The 17,118-nt window shown below is 57.6% G+C and carries 11 protein-coding genes; 8 read left to right on the forward strand and 3 right to left on the reverse strand.

The window, feature by feature from the left end; genetic code table 11:
* A complete protein-coding gene (locus tag H9S92_RS20725; protein WP_187468613.1) occupies nucleotides 1-4,710 on the forward strand; it encodes a DUF5722 domain-containing protein in 4,710 nt (1,569 codons plus the stop codon).
* A gap of 335 nt (nucleotides 4,711-5,045) precedes the next feature.
* Here the strand turns inward: H9S92_RS20725 and H9S92_RS20730 are convergent, their stop codons facing one another.
* Both H9S92_RS20730 and H9S92_RS20735 read right to left on the reverse strand, forming a co-directional pair.
* Nucleotides 5,046-6,404 (reverse strand): T9SS type A sorting domain-containing protein, encoded by a 1,359-nt coding sequence (locus H9S92_RS20730; protein WP_187468614.1) that lies wholly within the window; start codon nucleotides 6,402-6,404, stop codon nucleotides 5,046-5,048.
* Nucleotides 6,401-6,811, reverse strand: a complete 411-nt coding sequence (locus H9S92_RS20735) for a hypothetical protein (RefSeq protein WP_187468615.1) — start codon at nucleotides 6,809-6,811, stop codon at nucleotides 6,401-6,403. Before H9S92_RS20735 ends, H9S92_RS20730 begins: the two co-directional genes overlap by 4 nt.
* 249 nt (nucleotides 6,812-7,060) lie before the next feature.
* Between H9S92_RS20735 and H9S92_RS20740 the strand changes: the two genes are divergently transcribed.
* Genes H9S92_RS20740 through H9S92_RS20760 form a run of 5 tightly spaced genes read left to right on the forward strand, consistent with a single transcriptional unit; the run spans nucleotide 7,061 to nucleotide 14,044 of the window.
* Complete coding sequence (locus H9S92_RS20740) at nucleotides 7,061-8,857, forward strand: alpha-L-rhamnosidase-related protein (protein ID WP_187468616.1); 1,797 nt, start codon at nucleotides 7,061-7,063, stop codon at nucleotides 8,855-8,857.
* A 21-nt stretch (nucleotides 8,858-8,878) separates the two neighbouring features.
* Nucleotides 8,879-10,699: a glycoside hydrolase family 71/99 protein gene (locus tag H9S92_RS20745; protein ID WP_187468617.1), complete on the forward strand. Its 1,821-nt coding sequence runs from the start codon at nucleotides 8,879-8,881 to the stop codon at nucleotides 10,697-10,699.
* Complete coding sequence (gene rhaM, locus H9S92_RS20750; protein WP_187468618.1) at nucleotides 10,696-11,010, forward strand: L-rhamnose mutarotase; 315 nt, start codon at nucleotides 10,696-10,698, stop codon at nucleotides 11,008-11,010. Before H9S92_RS20745 ends, rhaM begins: the two co-directional genes overlap by 4 nt.
* Nucleotides 11,007-12,524: a sulfatase family protein gene (locus H9S92_RS20755; RefSeq protein ID WP_187468619.1), complete on the forward strand. Its 1,518-nt coding sequence runs from the start codon at nucleotides 11,007-11,009 to the stop codon at nucleotides 12,522-12,524. Before rhaM ends, H9S92_RS20755 begins: the two co-directional genes overlap by 4 nt.
* Nucleotides 12,525-12,541: 17 nt before the next feature.
* Nucleotides 12,542-14,044: a sulfatase family protein gene (locus tag H9S92_RS20760; protein WP_187468620.1), complete on the forward strand. Its 1,503-nt coding sequence runs from the start codon at nucleotides 12,542-12,544 to the stop codon at nucleotides 14,042-14,044.
* Nucleotides 14,045-14,062: 18 nt separating this feature from the next.
* On the opposite strand, the gene H9S92_RS20765 is transcribed toward H9S92_RS20760, so the two are convergent.
* Nucleotides 14,063-15,625 (reverse strand): hypothetical protein, encoded by a 1,563-nt coding sequence (locus H9S92_RS20765; protein ID WP_187468621.1) that lies wholly within the window; start codon nucleotides 15,623-15,625, stop codon nucleotides 14,063-14,065.
* 301 nt (nucleotides 15,626-15,926) lie between these two features.
* On the opposite strand from H9S92_RS20765, the gene H9S92_RS20770 reads away from it, so the two are divergent.
* Complete coding sequence (locus tag H9S92_RS20770) at nucleotides 15,927-16,073, forward strand: hypothetical protein (protein ID WP_187468622.1); 147 nt, start codon at nucleotides 15,927-15,929, stop codon at nucleotides 16,071-16,073.
* 554 nt (nucleotides 16,074-16,627) lie between these two features.
* Nucleotides 16,628-17,104, forward strand: coding sequence for a hypothetical protein (locus H9S92_RS20775; RefSeq protein WP_187468623.1), 477 nt, complete (start codon nucleotides 16,628-16,630; stop codon nucleotides 17,102-17,104).
* Nucleotides 17,105-17,118: the final 14 nt, after the last annotated feature.

The following is a 17,118-nucleotide window of genomic DNA, read 5'->3' on the forward strand; positions in this document are numbered from 1 at the left end:
ATGCAAAAACTTTCCCCTTTCCTCCCCCTGCTCCTGATGGTGCTCCTCAGCACCTGCGTCAGCGCCCAACAGATCCCCCTCGTTTTTGAGGCCACGATCCGCAACCAGATTGGCATCACCCCGCAACCCGACGGCAGCCTGCTGATCAACACCCTCGGTGCCGACCCGTGGGTGCGGACCGTCCCCCTCACCCAATCCTACGACCACGAGCAGGTCTACGTGCTCAGTTTCGACTACGAATCGGCCACCGGACTGGATAACCTGCAGGTCTTTTACGGCCTGCAGAGCGCCGCCCGCCGCGTGGATTTCGGGGAACTGCGGCCCACTACCAATGGCCCGCGCACCTTCAAGGCCTTCATGAAGCTGGAGGCCCCGATCTGGACCGAGGCCTACGACCGCTTTCGCTTCGATTTCGGTCGCTTCGCCGGGCAAAGTCTTACGCTGAGCAATCTACAGCTCCGCGCCGCCACCCCCACCGAAGTCATTCCCCTGACGCTCAACATCGACGAAAGATTGGGCACCAACGCCACCGTTGCCGCCGACGGCAGCGTGACCCTTACGACCAACAGCATCGATCCCTGGATCGCCACTTTTCCCTTTACCACCGCCTACGACCCGAGCCAAACTTACGTCCTGAGCTACCGCTACCAGGGGGATGCCCTGGATGATTTCCGCGTCTTTTTCGGCGAGCCTTACGATCCGGCACGCATGGCCCTGTTCGGTCCGCTGCCCAGTGCTGCTGCCTACACTGCTTTCAGCGGTTTTATGCCCGCCGGGGACCCCAACTGGCTCGATGGACCAGTGAATAAACTCCGCTTTGACTTCGGCCGCGAAGCCGGCAAAACCATCACCGTCAGCGATTTCTACCTGCGCGAACCCACCAACGCAGAAGCCAATGCCTACCAGCCACCGGTAGTAGTGGAAACGGTGGATCTGGAACTCGACGTCAACAACACCAGCGCAGGACTCAGCGGCACGGAAACCGCCCCGGGCGAGTACCTGCTCAACACTACCGGCAACGACCCCTGGATCCGCAGCAAAACGGTTACGGCCCTTTACAATATTGACTCCAGCTACATCATCTCCTTCGAATACCGTGCCCCCGAAGCCTACAATACCCTGGAAATTTTCTTTGGTCCACCCATCAACGCCACCCAACTCCTGACCACGGAGCAACTGCCTGCGGCGGCGGAGTGGACGACCTACGTGCTCAATCCCCGGCTGTACGTGGACAATTTCCAGACCGCCGACTGGACGGATTTCCGCTTCGACTTCGGCCGGCAGGAAAACACCACTAAGCAGATCGAGATCCGCAACCTGAAACTGCGCAAGCCTACGCCCCAGGAGCGGCTGGACGAAGAAAACAGCGACAAATTCCGCAGCCGCATCGTCAACCAGCAGTTCAATGCTTACCTGGCCAGCACCTTTCCCGACCGCGTGACGGAGGTGAAGGTGGATTCAACCCAGGTTACCATCCGCGGCGAACTCAGCGGCGGTACCGGCCCCTATTTCCTGGCCGAGATTAACCCCGAAGACTATGGCTTCGACCTGGAAACCTTCGATCACCTCATCCCCCTGGCGGAAACCAGCGGCAGCTTCAGCGTGCAGCAGCCCCGCTTTGCCCCCCTGGCCGACCGGCAAAAGGACCGCCTCTACGCCCGCTGGGCAGTGGTGACGCCAAACGCTGCGGGCACCTACACCAGGACCTCCGCCCTGCACTGGGCCACCCACATCGCCTACGCCGCCGAAAACAACCTGCCGGAAGACAAAGCGACCACCATCAAGGGGCTCGATGGCCTCACCCCCGGCACCCTCGGCAACTTCAACGACTTGCTGGATCTGGACATCAAGAGCATGAAAATAAACCTCGTGCTCAACGGTGTATTTGCCCTCAACCCGGGTGCCAACACCACGACTTACGACTTCAACGGCAAGACCTACCACATCAACCAGACCTTTGTGGACAATCTGGATGCACGAATCAAAATTTGTAGCGACAACGGCATTAAGCCCGCCTTTGTCCTGCTGATCCCCATCAGCTTCACGAATGCTTTTCTGGACAGCATCTTCACTCACCCCGACGCCCGCCTGGGGCTCTACAGCATGGCCAATGTTACCGACGCCCGCGGGGTGGAGCATTATACCATGCTGGTGGATTTCCTCAGCCGCCGCTATTCCCGTCCGGATCAATTGTACGGCCGCCTCGACCAGTGGATCATCCACAACGAGGTCGATGCCCACACTTCCTGGACCCACGCCGGCGAAAAACCCGCTCCGCTCTACACCCAGATCTACGACCGTTCGATGCGACTCGTACACTACACCATCCGCAAGCACAACCCCACGGCGAAGGTCTTCAGCTCCCTCACCAAGCACTTTGCCAGCAAGGTGGGGGGCGAAGCCGGGCCCAACTTCCGCTCGCGGGAAATCCTCACCGTCCAGGGCAAACTCATGCAGCTGGAGGGCGACTACGAGTGGGGCATCGGCTGGCACTCCTACCCCACCAACCTGCGCAACCCCGCCGTGTGGCAAGACGCCATCAGCGCCACGCCCCTGAGTTACGACGCCGCCCAGATCACCCCACGCAACCTCGAAGTGATCGATGGCTACGTGCGTCAGAAAAGTGTGCTGTACAACGGCCGGAAAGTCCGCACCATCCTGTTGAGCGAGAACGGCTTCAGCTCCAACGTCAGTACCAACCCCACCTTCACGCAGGAGCGGCAGGCCGCCGCCGTGGCCTACTTCTGGAAAAAGACGAACGAGCGCCTGAGCGCCATCGAAAACATCCAGTACCACCGCTGGGTCGATAACCCCAACGAAGGCGGCCTGGAATTTGGCCTTTGGACGGTTTTGCCCGGCACGATCGAGGGCTTCAATGAGAAAAAACCGAGCTGGTACGTCTGGCAGGCGGCTGGCACGCCGGAGGAAGACGCCGTTTTTGCGCCCTACAAGGCGGTCATCGGCATCAGCGACTGGTCGGAAATCCAGTTTGCCTTCGCTACCGAAACCACACCCTACCGCGTGCTGCTCAACGTCGTCAACTGCGACGCCGATCTGACGGATGTGCTGGTTTCCTTCAACGGTGAGCACCGCATTCCGCAGGCCGATGGTACGGTGCAGTTTTTCAACGTTGCCTCCAACGTGGCCCAGCCGCTGGCCATCTCCAAAGGCGGCGTGCTGCTGGTGCAGGATACGCTGGCGGTGGATGCCGACCTGGAATTGGCTTACGACCTCGGTGCGGTGGCCGGCCTGAGTGCGGTGGGCAGTAGTCCGACCACCGTTACACTGAGCTGGACGGGCGCGGCCGCAGGTGCAGGGTACGTCGTGGAACGCAGTGTGGAGGGCGGGGCCTACAGCGAAATTGCGCGGGTGGATACGACCGTTTGGGTAGACAGCAACGTCGTGGCGGCCAACGACTACGCCTACCGCGTAGCTGCCGAGCTGGCCGGTGGATCGGCCCTTTCCTGCTTCTCCGACCCCGTGGCCATCACGGCCCCCTACATTGTCGTCGATTACCGCAATGCCGATCTCAACCAGCCGGGCAACAACAAAATTGCGCCCCAGCTGCGCCTGCGCAACGTCTCGGACCTGCCCGTAGCCATCAGTGAACTCACGGTACGCTACTGGTTTACGGCCGAGAACCTGGCGACGCTGAACTTCTTCGTCGATTACGCCGCCCTGGGCACTTCCGCCGTAGCGGGCACCTTTACCGCCCTGCCGGAAGCCCGCGACGGGGCCAGCCACTACCTGGAACTCGGCTTCAACACCGCCTACCAGATCCCCGCCAACGGCAACACCGGCGACATCAAGACGCGGATCGCCAAGGCGAACTACAGCAACTTCGCTGAGGCCGACGACCACAGCTACGCCAACGTGGGCAGTTACGTGGAAAGCAGCAGCATCACCGTTTACCGCAACGGCGTCCTGATTTGGGGTGCGGAGCCTGCCGTTAGTGCCGTCCAGGCCCCTGCCCTCCGCGTCGTTCACCGGACGACCGACAATGCCAACAACAACAGCATCAAGCCGGAGCTCAACCTCGTCAACGACGGCAACGTGGGGGTGGACCTGGCGGACGTTACGCTCCGCTACTGGTTTACGCCCGAGGGCAGCGCGGCGCTGCAATACGCCCTGGATTACAGTCTGCTGAATGCTTCCTTGATCGGTGGGCAGTTCGTTGCGGCGGGCGATCGGCCGGGTGGCAGCCACTACTTCGAGGTGGGCTTCGACCCGGCTTTGGGCCAACTCGCCGCCCGGAGCGAAACCGGGCCGATGAAGTTCCGCTTCTTCAAGCAGGATTGGCCCAACTTCAGCGAAGCCGACGACCACTCCTACCTGGCTACGGGTGCCTGGCTGGACAATGCCTGGATCACGGCCTACCTCGGCGACGAACTGGTGTGGGGCGAAGAACCGGACCTGGCTCCTTTGCCGCGCCCGGCTCCTTCCACCGCGACTACGGCACCTGCGTTCAGCGCCCAGGTGTTCCCCAATCCGGCCCGGGAGTATACTGATCTGGTTTGGGGTGGCGACGTGGAACGGTTCGAGAATGTACACCTGGTTGGGGTCAATGGAACGCGCCACGCAGTGACTGCTGAAATTGCTGGTCAGCGCCTGCGCCTGCGCTTCGGGGCCGGGCTGCCCGCCGGACTTTATCTGGTGGGAGGCACAGTGAACGGTGAGCCAGTCGTCAGCCGGGTGGTAATTCGGCGCTAATTCCGCAGGAATGGGCACCAGCGAACTCCCCCTTCCGGTCGGTTGGCCTGGGAAGGGGGAGTTTGCTTTTACCCTGCGTGCTGCCTTTAGCGTTGCGCCTCGCTGGGCGCTTGAGGCTGGGTTTTACTCAGGGAAGGAATTTTGGAAAAATGATCTTCTTGAAAGCTTTTTCAGGCTTAGAGCGTGTCTAAATTTTTACTTCCTGATAACCAAGCACTTATGAACCTGGCGTCACAAAAAATGGCTTACGTAGTCCACTATGCGCGCAATTTTTTGTCTAGCCAGAACCATAAGTCATTGATTATCAGTTCTTAAAAATTTTAGACACGCTCTTATTAATTTCTCCAAATCCATTGGGATAAAACTATCTCATCACCGCGCGTAATTTGAAGTCCATACATACCTGTTGCTATTCCCCTCAGATCTAGTGCACTGTGTAAACCACTAAAGGCCTTGATTAAAACGCCATTCAAATCGTACAATCTAATTGCGTCATACTGCAAGCCAGGATCGTGGTCAACGTACAAAGTTCCTGCGTTTGGATTGGGATAAATTTTTATTTCAGCATCCACCAGAATGCTACTTGTTGTTGCAACAGTTGGCAACATAAATTTGTAGAGAAAAGGCCTTGCTCTTCCTCCAACGTCAGTTACATTCCCTTGCCCACCAATCAGTACGCAGTTATTCTGACCTGAAACCGCCAGGACGGTATTCGCATAATTTCCCTCGTCAAACATCGCACTACGATCAGACCACAATGTTTCCCCTTCCGGCGAGAGAGATACGGCATAAGAATCCATGTCAAAGCCCCGACCGATCGAGCCAGCCAAAATAATTTGACCGTCAATAAAATCACCCCCAAAAAAATATATCTTATTATCAAAACCCGAAGGATAAAACACCCGTGACCATATTATTTCTCCAGTATAGCCTATTGAATACACTATTCCTTCTGATCCGTTAAAATCCCCCGTACGCCCCGCCAGGAATAAATTATCTGGGCCAAAAAAAACATCCGCTATCCTCTCTGGTATATTTAAAATCGTATCCAACATTATTTCTTCTTCAGGCCCGTAGACTACAATTCTTCCCGTACCCGGGGAATCCAAATACTCGATCCGCTGGTTTTGATCGTTAATATTCATTGAGACCGGGGCATCTGAAGAAATTTCAAGCTCGTAAGTGGCCAAAAGCGTGGAAACATCAAACTTCCCTCGTAAAAGGTAGTCTACGCCACCAATCTCAACTTCGCCAAATAGCTGAATTACATTATCTTTAAACAGCGCGTCAGCAATATACCCAAATCGGCTGTTTACTGAAGTATCGCCGGTTATATTTGTTACGAATCGGGAATTCAAGCCATCCGCATCCGTCAGATAGACTTGCCCATTTTTAGTCAAATGGACTAAATCCCCAGAAGGATTCTCCACACTAATTACCACCCATCCATCATTGCAATTACAGATATCTCTACCCCAAAGCAGTTCCCCATTCGGGTTCAGTCGATAAACCCGACTATTGCCGGTAGTGGCAATTAACAAATCAGCATTCTGAGTTTCGAACACCTTGGAGGTTTGGCCTGCGACGTCTCCTGCAAACTCCCACCCCAGCTGGCCTGACAATTCAGCTCCATTGCAGAGCACAAGAAACACACTAATAGCCATTAAGGCAGTCTGCTTTAAATTTATTTTCATGGCGCTTTATTAGGACCTATTTCTAAAATCTCGACAGTTACAATTCGACCACCAAAACCGCTTATGCTCAGATCACAGTGAAAATCGTTTTGCTGAATAATGGAACTATCGGCCTTGTAAAGCATAGTACCGATACAAGCTTTAACAATTGGAAGCTCATCATCTGCCCAGGTGCCTATGCCTAAGAATAATTCCGGCCCCTTTACAGTTGACAAAAAAGACAGGTAGGTTGTGTCCGCTCCCAACAAAACCTCTTCCTTTATGAATGGGCAAGTGTTATGGTCAATCTTTAGCAATAGCCGTTGCTTACTTAAATTGGAAAACCTGATTACTTTAGCTGGGTCACAGGTGAAAAATGACAAAAACAATGACACCGTAAATAAAATGCGCGTGCAAATTTTTATCATCTTTCTTGCTTAAACTGTTCAATAAAATGCGGAAGCCCGATTGTTTGGCAAGACAATGCCGGTGCAGGCCTTCTTCACCGACCTTGGTAAGGTAAAGCATCTTGAGCGCATAGACAAGTCCACCGCCCCATTCGGAGCCTTTCCCTGGGCAGAGAGGGCCTTACTCCCCCCCCACCCCGAAGGTACAGGATGCCCCCTACCCTCACCCTTTCCTACCTTTCCCCATCATTAGCCTTCCTACCTACGATCATGCCAAAACTGTTTTTTCTCTGCTCCCTGTTCCTGCTCTGCACCTGCGTCAGCGCCCAGCATGAAATACTGCGAAGCAAAAAGGAGGTGGGGAATGCCCAACTCCCCCCCGTCTTCAGCTCCGCCGAAAACGCCGCAGCCCACCGTTCGCCTACTGTGAAAAGCTACCTGACGCCCAACCGCATCGTGTGGCAATCGGACAGCACCGGGCAGTTCATCCAAAACCCCGAACTGCTGCTGCAAAAGAGCAACGGACAGGTGGCGGTGAACGACCCCAACCGCCTGCGCCTGATCAGTACCGCCGATCACCGGCCGGGCGTGTTGCTTGATTTTGGCCGCGAAATCCACGGCGGCATCAAGATTGCCATGGGCATCAAACCCAGCAAAGATCCCGTCCGGCTACGCATCCGCTTCGGCGAATCGGCCATGGAGGCGATGTCGGAGATCGGTGGCCAACAAAACGCCACCAACGAACACTCGCTGCGCGATTTTCAGATTGAGGTGCCCTGGCTGGGCAGCATCGAAGTGGGCGAAACCGGCTTCCGCTTCGTGCGCATTGACCTGGTGGATGCCGACGTGAATATGCCCCTGTACGCCGTGCAAGCCGCTTTCATCTACCGCGACCTGCCTTACCTGGGCTCCTTCGAAAGCAACGACGCGCGCCTTAACGCCATCTGGCTGACCGGTGCCTACACCGTCCACCTCAACATGCAGGACTACCTCTGGGACGGCATCAAGCGCGACCGCCTCGTTTGGGTAGGCGACCTCCACCCGGAAATCATGACCGTGGCCTCCGTTTTCGGCAACAACGAAGTGGTGCCCCGCAGCCTCGATCTGGCCCGCGACCAGCACCCCCTGCCGCAGTGGATGAACACCATCAGCAGCTACTCGATGTGGTGGCTCATCATCCATAAACAGTGGTACGACAACTATGGCGACCTGGACTACCTGCGCGAGCAAGAACCCTACCTGATTGCCCTGCTGGCCCAGCTGGCCACCTTCATCGACGAAGACAACGCCGAAAAACTGAACGGTGGCCGCTTTCTGGACTGGCCCACCAGCCCGGACAAAGCCGCCGTGCACGCCGGTTTGCAGTCGATGATGGTCCTCACCTTCGAGGCGGGTAGCGCGCTGCTGACTACCCTGGAAAAACCGGAACTGGCCAAAAATTACGCCGCCGTCGCCGCCCGGCTGCGCAAGCACCTGCCCGAGGGGAACACCAGCAAACAGGCCGCCGCCATGATGGTCCTGGCCGGCCTGGCCGACGCCAAGGCCACCAACGAAGAAATCCTGAAAAAAGACGGCGTCCAGCGCATGTCCACCTTCTACGGCTACTACATCCTCGAAGCGATGGCCCAGGCCGACGACTACACCGGAGCCCTCGACGTGATCCGCAATTACTGGGGAGCGATGCTCGACCTCGGGGCCACCACCTTCTGGGAAGATTTCGACATCAACGACAGCCGCAACGCCACGCCCATTGACGCGCTTGTGCCGCTGGGCAAGGACGACATCCACGGAGATTTCGGGGAGTTCTGCTACGTCGGCTACCGCCACAGTTTTTGCCACGGCTGGGCCAGCGGACCCACCGCCTGGCTGAGCCAACACGTGCTGGGCATCACCCTGGTGGAAGGGGGCGACGCGGTGAAGATCAATCCCCACCTCGGTGATCTGGAATTTGCGCGGGGCACCTTCCCCACCAAATTCGGCGTCCTCAAAATCAGTCACGAGCGCAATGCCCTGGGCCAGATAAAAACCTCCCTGGAAATTCCCGAAGGCCTGCGGGTCATCCGCTAATCAACCCGCAAATTTCGTCCGATGATGCTCCCATTTTTGCGCTTTCTACTCTGTCTTTGGCCCGGTCTGCTCCTGGCCCAGCTCAGTTCACCGCCGCAGGTATCGCCGCAACGGGCCGATACCTGGGCGGCAACCGATGCGCTCGGGCGCAGCCTGCCCGACAACGCCGCAACGGGAGACCTGAACGAAAACAAACACGTCGGCATTTTCTATTTCCTCTGGCTCGGCGCCCACGGGCACGACGCGCATACCAAGCCTTTGCCCGACGAGGGAGTGATGGTCCCTACCGACACCGCCTACCGCAGCCCCTACGACATCAGCCGGCTGCTGGCCGAAAACCCGGCCAACCCGGCTTACGGTCCGGACAAAGCCTTCCACCACTGGGCGGAATCCGTGTTTGGCTACTACCTTTCGGACGACGACTGGGTAATCGTCAAGCACGCCCAACTGCTCTCCGATGCGGGCGTCGACGTGATTGTCTTCGACGTCACCAACTCCCTAGTTTACCTACCCCAGGCCCTGCGGGTGTGTACTTTGTTTGCGCGCCTCCAGCAAATGGGCTGGGCGGTGCCCCGGGTGGCTTTCCTGACCAACTCCCAGCACGTAAAGACAACCGAGCGGATTTACGCCGAATTTTACGCGCCGGGGCTCTACCCCGATCTCTGGTTCCGCTGGAAGGGAAAACCCCTGCTGATGGGCAACCCCGAAGGCCTTTCGCCCGAAATCCAGGAATTTTTTAATTTTCGCCGCTCCTGGGCCTGGACGAAGGGGCAGGAGTGGTTTGGGGATGGCAAGGACAAGTGGCCCTGGATCGACCACTACCCCCAGCAGTACGGCTGGCACGACAGCCCCGGCGTACCAGAGCAGATTGTGGTGGCCTCCGCGCAGCACCCCGTTTCCAACATCGGGCGGAGTTTTCACGCGGGGCGACAGCCGGCGCCGGACAGCATCGACCCGGGGCGGGGTCTCTTTTTCGCCGAGCAGTGGCGGCGGGCCTGGGAGGTCGACCCCGAATTCGTCTTCATCACTGGCTGGAACGAGTGGGTGGCGATGCGCTTCACCGACGGGCGGGCCAAGCAAATTATGGGCAAACCCGTGCAGCCGGGCGATACCTACTTCGTCGATCAGTACAACGAAGAATTCAGTCGCGACATCGAACCCATGCGCGGTGGATTTACCGACAACTACTACTACCAGATGGTGGATGGCATCCGCCGCTACAAGGGCACGCGGCCACCGCAGCAGCGCCCCGGCCAAACGGCGGCAATGACCATTGACGGTAGCTTTACGGAGTGGGAAAGCGTAACGGGCGTGTACTACGACCACCTGGCCGATACGCGCCACCGCGCGCATCCCGGCTGGGGACGCACGGGCGTGTACCGCGATAGTTCCGGGCGCTACGACCTGGTGGAAGCCCGCGCCGCCGAAGGGGCTGACCATTTTTTCTTCTATCTGCGCAGTCACAACGACTTTGCGGCGGGGCAGGTGCCGGAGGGGCTGGAGCTCCTGCTGGTGGCGGGGGCGGCGGAAATGCCGGCGTCCCTCGGTTACCACTACCGCGTGGTGCGGGGCGCGGCCGCAGGTGCCATGGAAGTCCAAAGGAGCAGAGGCGGTTGGGAGTGGACATCCATCGGGCAGGCGGCCGTGGCTCTGCGGGGCAATCAGCTGGAACTGAGTCTCCCGAAAGCCCTGCTGGGCGACTATCCCCCGGTGCTGGAATTCAAGTGGATCGATAACGTCTACCCCGCCGGCGATGCCCTGCGCTTTTACACCCACGGAGATGCGGCACCGAACGCCCGCTTCAACTACCGCTTCCAGACCGCAAAAACCGACGACCGATGATCCGCAAAGTATTTACCATGCAGGTCTACCCCGATAAAGTGGCGGAATACATCCAGCGCCACAATCCCGTCTGGCCCGAAATGGTGGAGATGCTGAAGGCCCACGGGGTGAACAACTACTCCCTTTTCCTGGCGGAGGATGGCACGACCTTATTTGGCTACGCCGAGATTGAGGCCGAAGACCGCTGGCTGGCCATTGGGGAGACCGACGTTTGCCAGCGGTGGTGGGTCGAGATGGCTAGCCTGATGCGTACCAATGATGATAATAGTCCGGAGAGCAAGCCTCTGCGCCAAATTTTCCATTTACCATGATCCGACTTCCTTATGCGCGCCGCACCCGAGCGGTTACGCTGGCTACCACCATATTGGCGGGCTTTCTGCTGTTGGCCTTTGCCTTTTCGCGTTGCGCCACCCCGGCCACTTCCCGTGCGCAGGCGGCACCATTGAACATAGTCTTGATCCTGGCCGACGATCAGGGGGCCCACCTCTCTGCCCTCGGGACGCCGGGGATTGCTACGCCAAATGTGGATGCCTTGGCCGACCGGGGGATCCTTTTCACCCAGGCATTTGCCGTGGTACCTTCCTGTTCCCCCAGCCGCAGCTCGATCAATACAGGAATGTACCCCCACGCCAACGGACACTGGCGCAATACCATTACTCCCCTGCTGGGTGACCCCGCCAGCCAGTTTGGCCGCGCCTCGACCCGGGTCGACCAAGTGGGCATTCACGAGTACATCCGCACCCTGCCCGAAGTGCTGGCCGAACGGGGCTACTTTACGGCCATTACCCAGAAGTTCCACATGTCGCCGCCCTGGAAATTCCCCTACTCCGTGCGGAACCCGGTGCACAACGACCCTGCGGAATACGAGCGGGTCATTGGGGAATTCATCGAGCAGGCGGGGGAGCGACCGTTTTTCTTTCAAGCCAACGTGAGCCCGCCGCACCGGCCGTTTAAGAACGACATTGCCGGCCGTCCGGAGTTGTTGCCCGACACCAGCGCGTTGATGGTACCGGGATACCTGCCGGCTGTGCCGCTGGTGCAGCTCGATCTACAGGAATACTTCGCCGCCGTGCAGTTGGCGGATGCCTGCGCCGGAGGCATCATTGCGGCCCTGCGCGCCAAGGGAAAGCTGGAAAACACCTTGATCATCTACACGTCCGACCAGGGAGCGCCGTACCACCGGGCCAAGGCTTCGGCTTACGCGGCGGGCTTGCACGTACCCTTTGTGGTGGCTGGACCGGGGGTGGTGCACGGTCAGCGTTCGGATGCCCTCATTTCCCTGATTGATCTGATGCCAACGGTGCTGGATTATTTCGGGATTCCCGTGCCGGAAACGGTGCAGGGACGGTCGCTGCGCAGCCTCTTTGCTGGCGAAGCGAAAAAGGTAGCGGGGCGGGATTACCTCTTTGGCGAGCACAACTCCCACGGGCCGCCGCGCTCGGAGCACTACCCGACCCGGATGGTCTACGACGGGCGCTACTACTACCTGAAAAATTTGTTGCCCGGCAAAAGCTATCTCCTGCCCGCCGACCTGAGCGAAGAAAAAGGCTGGGGCAACCGTGCCTACCGGGGCACCGTGGAGGCGGCGGCAACCCATCCGCGGGCTTATGCCTTCCTGCGGGAGCTGGAATCGGGCCGGCCGGCCGAGGAACTTTATGATATGGCCAACGACCCGGAGCAACTGCACAACGTTGCCCAGTTGCCGGCCTACCGCCAGGAAAAAGCCCGGTTAGCGGCAGCCCTGGAGGCGTGGCGAAAATCCTCCGGTGATGCCTTTGACGACCCGGCGCAGATCCCCACCCGGCAGGAAGCTCCTTTGCGCTAAAACACAATCCTTGTGAAATGATGAAAACGAACATGCGGTACTGCCGTGGCGGAATCCTTGCCTTGCTTTGCAGCTTGCTTTGCACCTGCGGCCGCGCCCCCGAAAACGAAAAGCGGCCAGCGGAAGTGGGTGCTGACCCGAGACCGAACGTAATTTTGATCATTGACGACCAGCACCGCTACGACGCGCTCGGCAAGGTGAACCCCCAGGTTTTGACGCCCACGCTCGACAGTTTGGCCGCCAGCGGGATTCACTTTACTCAGGCCGTGTGCCAGGCCCCGATGTGTGTGCCGAGCCGCAACTCCGTGATGTTCGGCCTCTACCCCAGCCAGACGGGCGTATTTCGGAACAGCGATGGGGTGCCCGATACTGCACTGCCGGGCAAAACCATGGCCCAGTACTTTAGCGATGCTGGCTACGAGACGGCGGGCTTTGGCAAGACCCACTGGGGCAAGCACCGCACGGGAACGCGCGGCTTCGAAACCCGCTATTCCTCAGAGATTCCGGAAGACGGCGGCATTACCATGGCGATGGCAGACAGCGCCGCCAAGGCCCGCTACGACGCCGAGATTGGCCCCATGGGCCCCGGCGAAGAAAACAACATTGGCTACCTGGGTTTCACCAGTGCGCTGCCAGAAGAAGACCACCGCGACGGCTGGATCAACCAGCAGGCCCTGCGCTACCTGCGCGAGCGCGAAGACGACCGACCGCTGTTCTTCTACCTTTCTTACATGAAGCCCCACGCTGGCCACAACCCTCCGGCTGGCTACGAAGACCTGTACCACACCGACAGCATCCGCTACGCCGTGCAACCGCCCTGGGACCTGGACTATTCCCCCCACGCCAGCGGGGTCAACCGCCGGGAACTCTACGAAGGCTTCTGGAAAACGGCCACCCCGGAACAGTGGCGGCTGATGACGATGCGCTACTACGCTAACGTTACCTGGATCGACGATATGCTGGGCCGGGTGCTGTCTGAAATGAAACGAGGGGGCTTACTGGACAACGCCATAGTGGTGTATACCTCCGACCACGGAGAAATGCTGGGGGAGCGCTACTATCGCTTTAATAAATACTGCCTCTACGACGCCAGCGTGCGGGTGCCGCTCATCGTGACCGGAAGCGCAGTGGCAAATGGCGTAGGGACGGAAGATGCACGGCCGGTGGATTTGGTGGACGTGCTCCCTACCCTACTCCAAGCCGCTGGCATTACACCGGATGCTGCGCTGCCGGGCGTAAACTTACTGGCTCCGGCAGCGCGGGAGGGAAGCTTCTCCGCCCTCCACGAACGCGAGGGAGAGGCAGCCTTTATGTGGCGGACGGCGGAGGAGAAGCTGATTCTGGTGTTGCGGCGCAAAGACCAAGCGCGTGCGTACGGCCCGGAAGACATCATTACCGGCGAGTTCTACGATCTGGCGGCTGACCCACGGGAATGGAACGACCTCTACGGACGGGCAGGTGTTGCGCAGCAACAGCAAAAATTTACCCAGGCGATTCTGGAAAAACTCAGTGGGATGTAAGAGCGGCTGCTCGTACCGTCACACTTTTGATTTTTTACCCATTGCCGACTCCTTGTGAAACTTCAGCTCCAGGCTTTCCAGGGCGGTGGCGTAGACGGTTTCGTAGGGGAGGATTTCGAAGTCAAAGGATTGCTTGGCCAGGTCGATGGGATTGTCGTTGAGTTGCTTAAGGTAGGCCTCGGTTTTTCGCTTAACGCCGTTGCGGTGGAAGGCCATGATGGGGAACTGCAGCAGGATTTTGATGAAGAGGTTGGCACGGTAATTTTCGTCGCGGCTGATGTGGCGGCTGCGGTATTTTTCGATGGCCTCGATGCGATCGACGGAGAGGGAATAGCGTTTGAGGGCGATACCGAAGGCGATCTGGAGAATGAGGATGGGGATGTTCATGCCCTTTTTATCCTGGCTGAACTCGGGTACGCTGTTGAGAAATCTGGTGAGTCGGAAAGGTCCCCAGGGATCTTCGGCGGGGTCGATTTCCAGGCGACCAGTGGCTTCGAGGTAATAGAGGTAGGCGCGGTTGAGCCGCCAGCGGTCCTGGCTCGTTTTGGGCAGGGAGTTGACGGTCTTGAAGTTGGCCACCGAGCAGTAGGTGGCGAAGGCTTCGGCATAATGGCCGGTGTGCATGGCCAGCAGGAATTCCAGTTCCTTAAACTTAAACCAGTTGGCGAAACCGGGGGTAAGCAGGGGGTAAGCCGCAGTGAGGGTGGCCGTTCCGCCGGTGAAGTCCCTTTCCACCAGATGGACCACCACCTTGGTGAGGTAGAGGAAAGACTGGGGAATATCGGCCGGATAAGGTTTTTGTTCGAGAATGGCCAGGCCTTCGTCGACCGCCACGATGAGGCTTTTGGCGTCGCCGCGCAACTGATCGAGCAGGGTGCGCAGGCCGTAGTAGTTGATGATGCTGCGGTAGGTATGTTCCAGCTGGGGGTAATCGGCGTGGATTTCGGCCAGCTTTATCTGGATGCGTTCGATGGTTTCCTTGCGGGCTTCGGGGCTGACGCCGTAGTGAAAAACAACCTCTTCGTAGGCCATCACTACGTCGCGTTCCATATTGAAGAGGACGCGGGCGCGGAGGTATTCCTCGCGGTAGTGGACGTATTTATCCTGGTCGCTGACCTGGTAGGCGTGCTGCGCGCGCAGGGCATCGGCGGTGAGCAGGAGGAGTTCGGAAAATTCGAATTTGCGGGAGGCGACGAAAGCTTTGCGCAGGTAATGGCGGGCGGCCTCGGTGGCGTTGCGGCCCTGAAGAATGCGCGCCAGGGCATATTCCCGGTAGGCTACGTAATAGGCGCTTTGCAGCTCATTGAATTGGTTGTCTTTCGGGTCAATGAAAAACAAGGTATTGGCCATGCGGCGGGTAAGGCGCTGCTTGAGTTTACGGAAGCGATTGTCCTTTTCGCTGCTGTCTTCGCCGTATAGACGCTGGGCAAATTCCTCCTTGCTAAGGTCGGGCTCATCCTGTAACAGATTATAGAAGGTATCGACCAGATCCCGCTCCCCGGTTTGCTGGGGCGTGATCACGTTGATGTTCTTAACGCAATAGCGGTTGAGAACGAGGGCGAGTTCTTTGAGGACTTCCATTGGGTGCGCTAGTGAGATCGGTGGTGAGAGATTAACAGTGTGGGACTCAGCGGAGGCCAATATAAAGAGGATTTTTCACTCCCAAACCACCAAAAGAAGTTTTCCGGCCAAAAAAGCGGCTGAATGGCATGGTTTTGAGGGAAGAGGACTTTACAAGTAGTTGACAATCAATTATTTGTGTAGATAAATTTTATTAAACGCCCAAAACTTTCAGCGCAACATGGCAAATATTGTGTCATTTTAGCGCCTCATGTCGGAATATAATTTTGTGTCATTCTTAAACGCAAAAACAATTACCGCCATGATCGCTCTTCTCATCGCCCTCCTCATCCAAATCGGTGCCATTTCCAACGCTGCAGAGTACGACAACCTCAGTGAGGCCGAAAAAACGCACTATTCCGACACCTACCAGAGCTCCATCATCATCATCGATCTGGGTGAAATGTAGTCTCTAAAACGCTGTTTTTCAATTCACTACGTCGTTGTACAATTGAAAACACCGTTTTTTTCCGGGGCATGGACCTGAAGCAACTGGCCTATTTACCCCGCATTTGAGGCCCCACCTTTGTATCAACAAGCAGAAACACTTTTCCTTCACCACAAAAAGTGACCTTAACATGAGAGCTTACCAACTAACCATCCCCACTTCGCTTCCGCCGGCCTTTTCCCATCTCTCCGGCCAACCGGATGCCCCGAGCCAACCGAACCCTAAACCGTGGCTGGTTTGCCCCGGCCGAGGCTGGCAACTTTGGGAGCCTACCTCTAACAGCCCAGCATTGAAACAAATACCACAAGCATAGAAAGACCGCCAACCATATTAGCCTTAAACCGACAAAGAAAAACGCGCCGAATTAATTTTTCGGCAAAAGATCAAGTCTTGGCCAAGACAATTTTATTCCGCTTAAGCACCAAGGGTGCCTGGTATCCTGAAAAATAAAAAGAAACACCAAACACCCTAAATATCCTCCAACCAGGAAGACTAATTCAATAAAAAGCACGCAGATGTTACACCATCACGCTCCTCCGTTAATTGACCGCCACGAAGTCACTAAATACCTGCCCCACCGGGAGCCCATGATTATGGTTGATCGCCTCATTGGGATTGTGGATGGGGTAACCATTGGAGAATTTCTGGTACGCCCGGGCAACCCCTTCGTCACGGAATGGGGAGACCTGCTGCTGGGCGGTGCGGTAGAACATATGGCGCAGGCGGCAGGCCTGGGGCAAGCCTACCAGTGGGAAGCCGAAGCGGGCCCCCGGGACGCCAGCCAAACGGGCGCAGGACAATTTGGCTTCATCGTCAACATCAAGTCCTTACAGTACAAGCGCCTGCCCAGAATGGGGGAACGCATCCGCACCGAAGCCCGCACCATCACCAGCAATGGCAGCCACAGTACGGTAGCCTTCAGTTGCTGGATAAAAAACGACGAAATCATCACTTGTACCATGGGCCTAATGGCTCCAGAGGAAATAAACTAACCATCATGTTGCTC

The organism is Neolewinella lacunae (genome assembly GCF_014349155.1).
Classification (GTDB): domain Bacteria; phylum Bacteroidota; class Bacteroidia; order Chitinophagales; family Saprospiraceae; genus Neolewinella; species Neolewinella lacunae.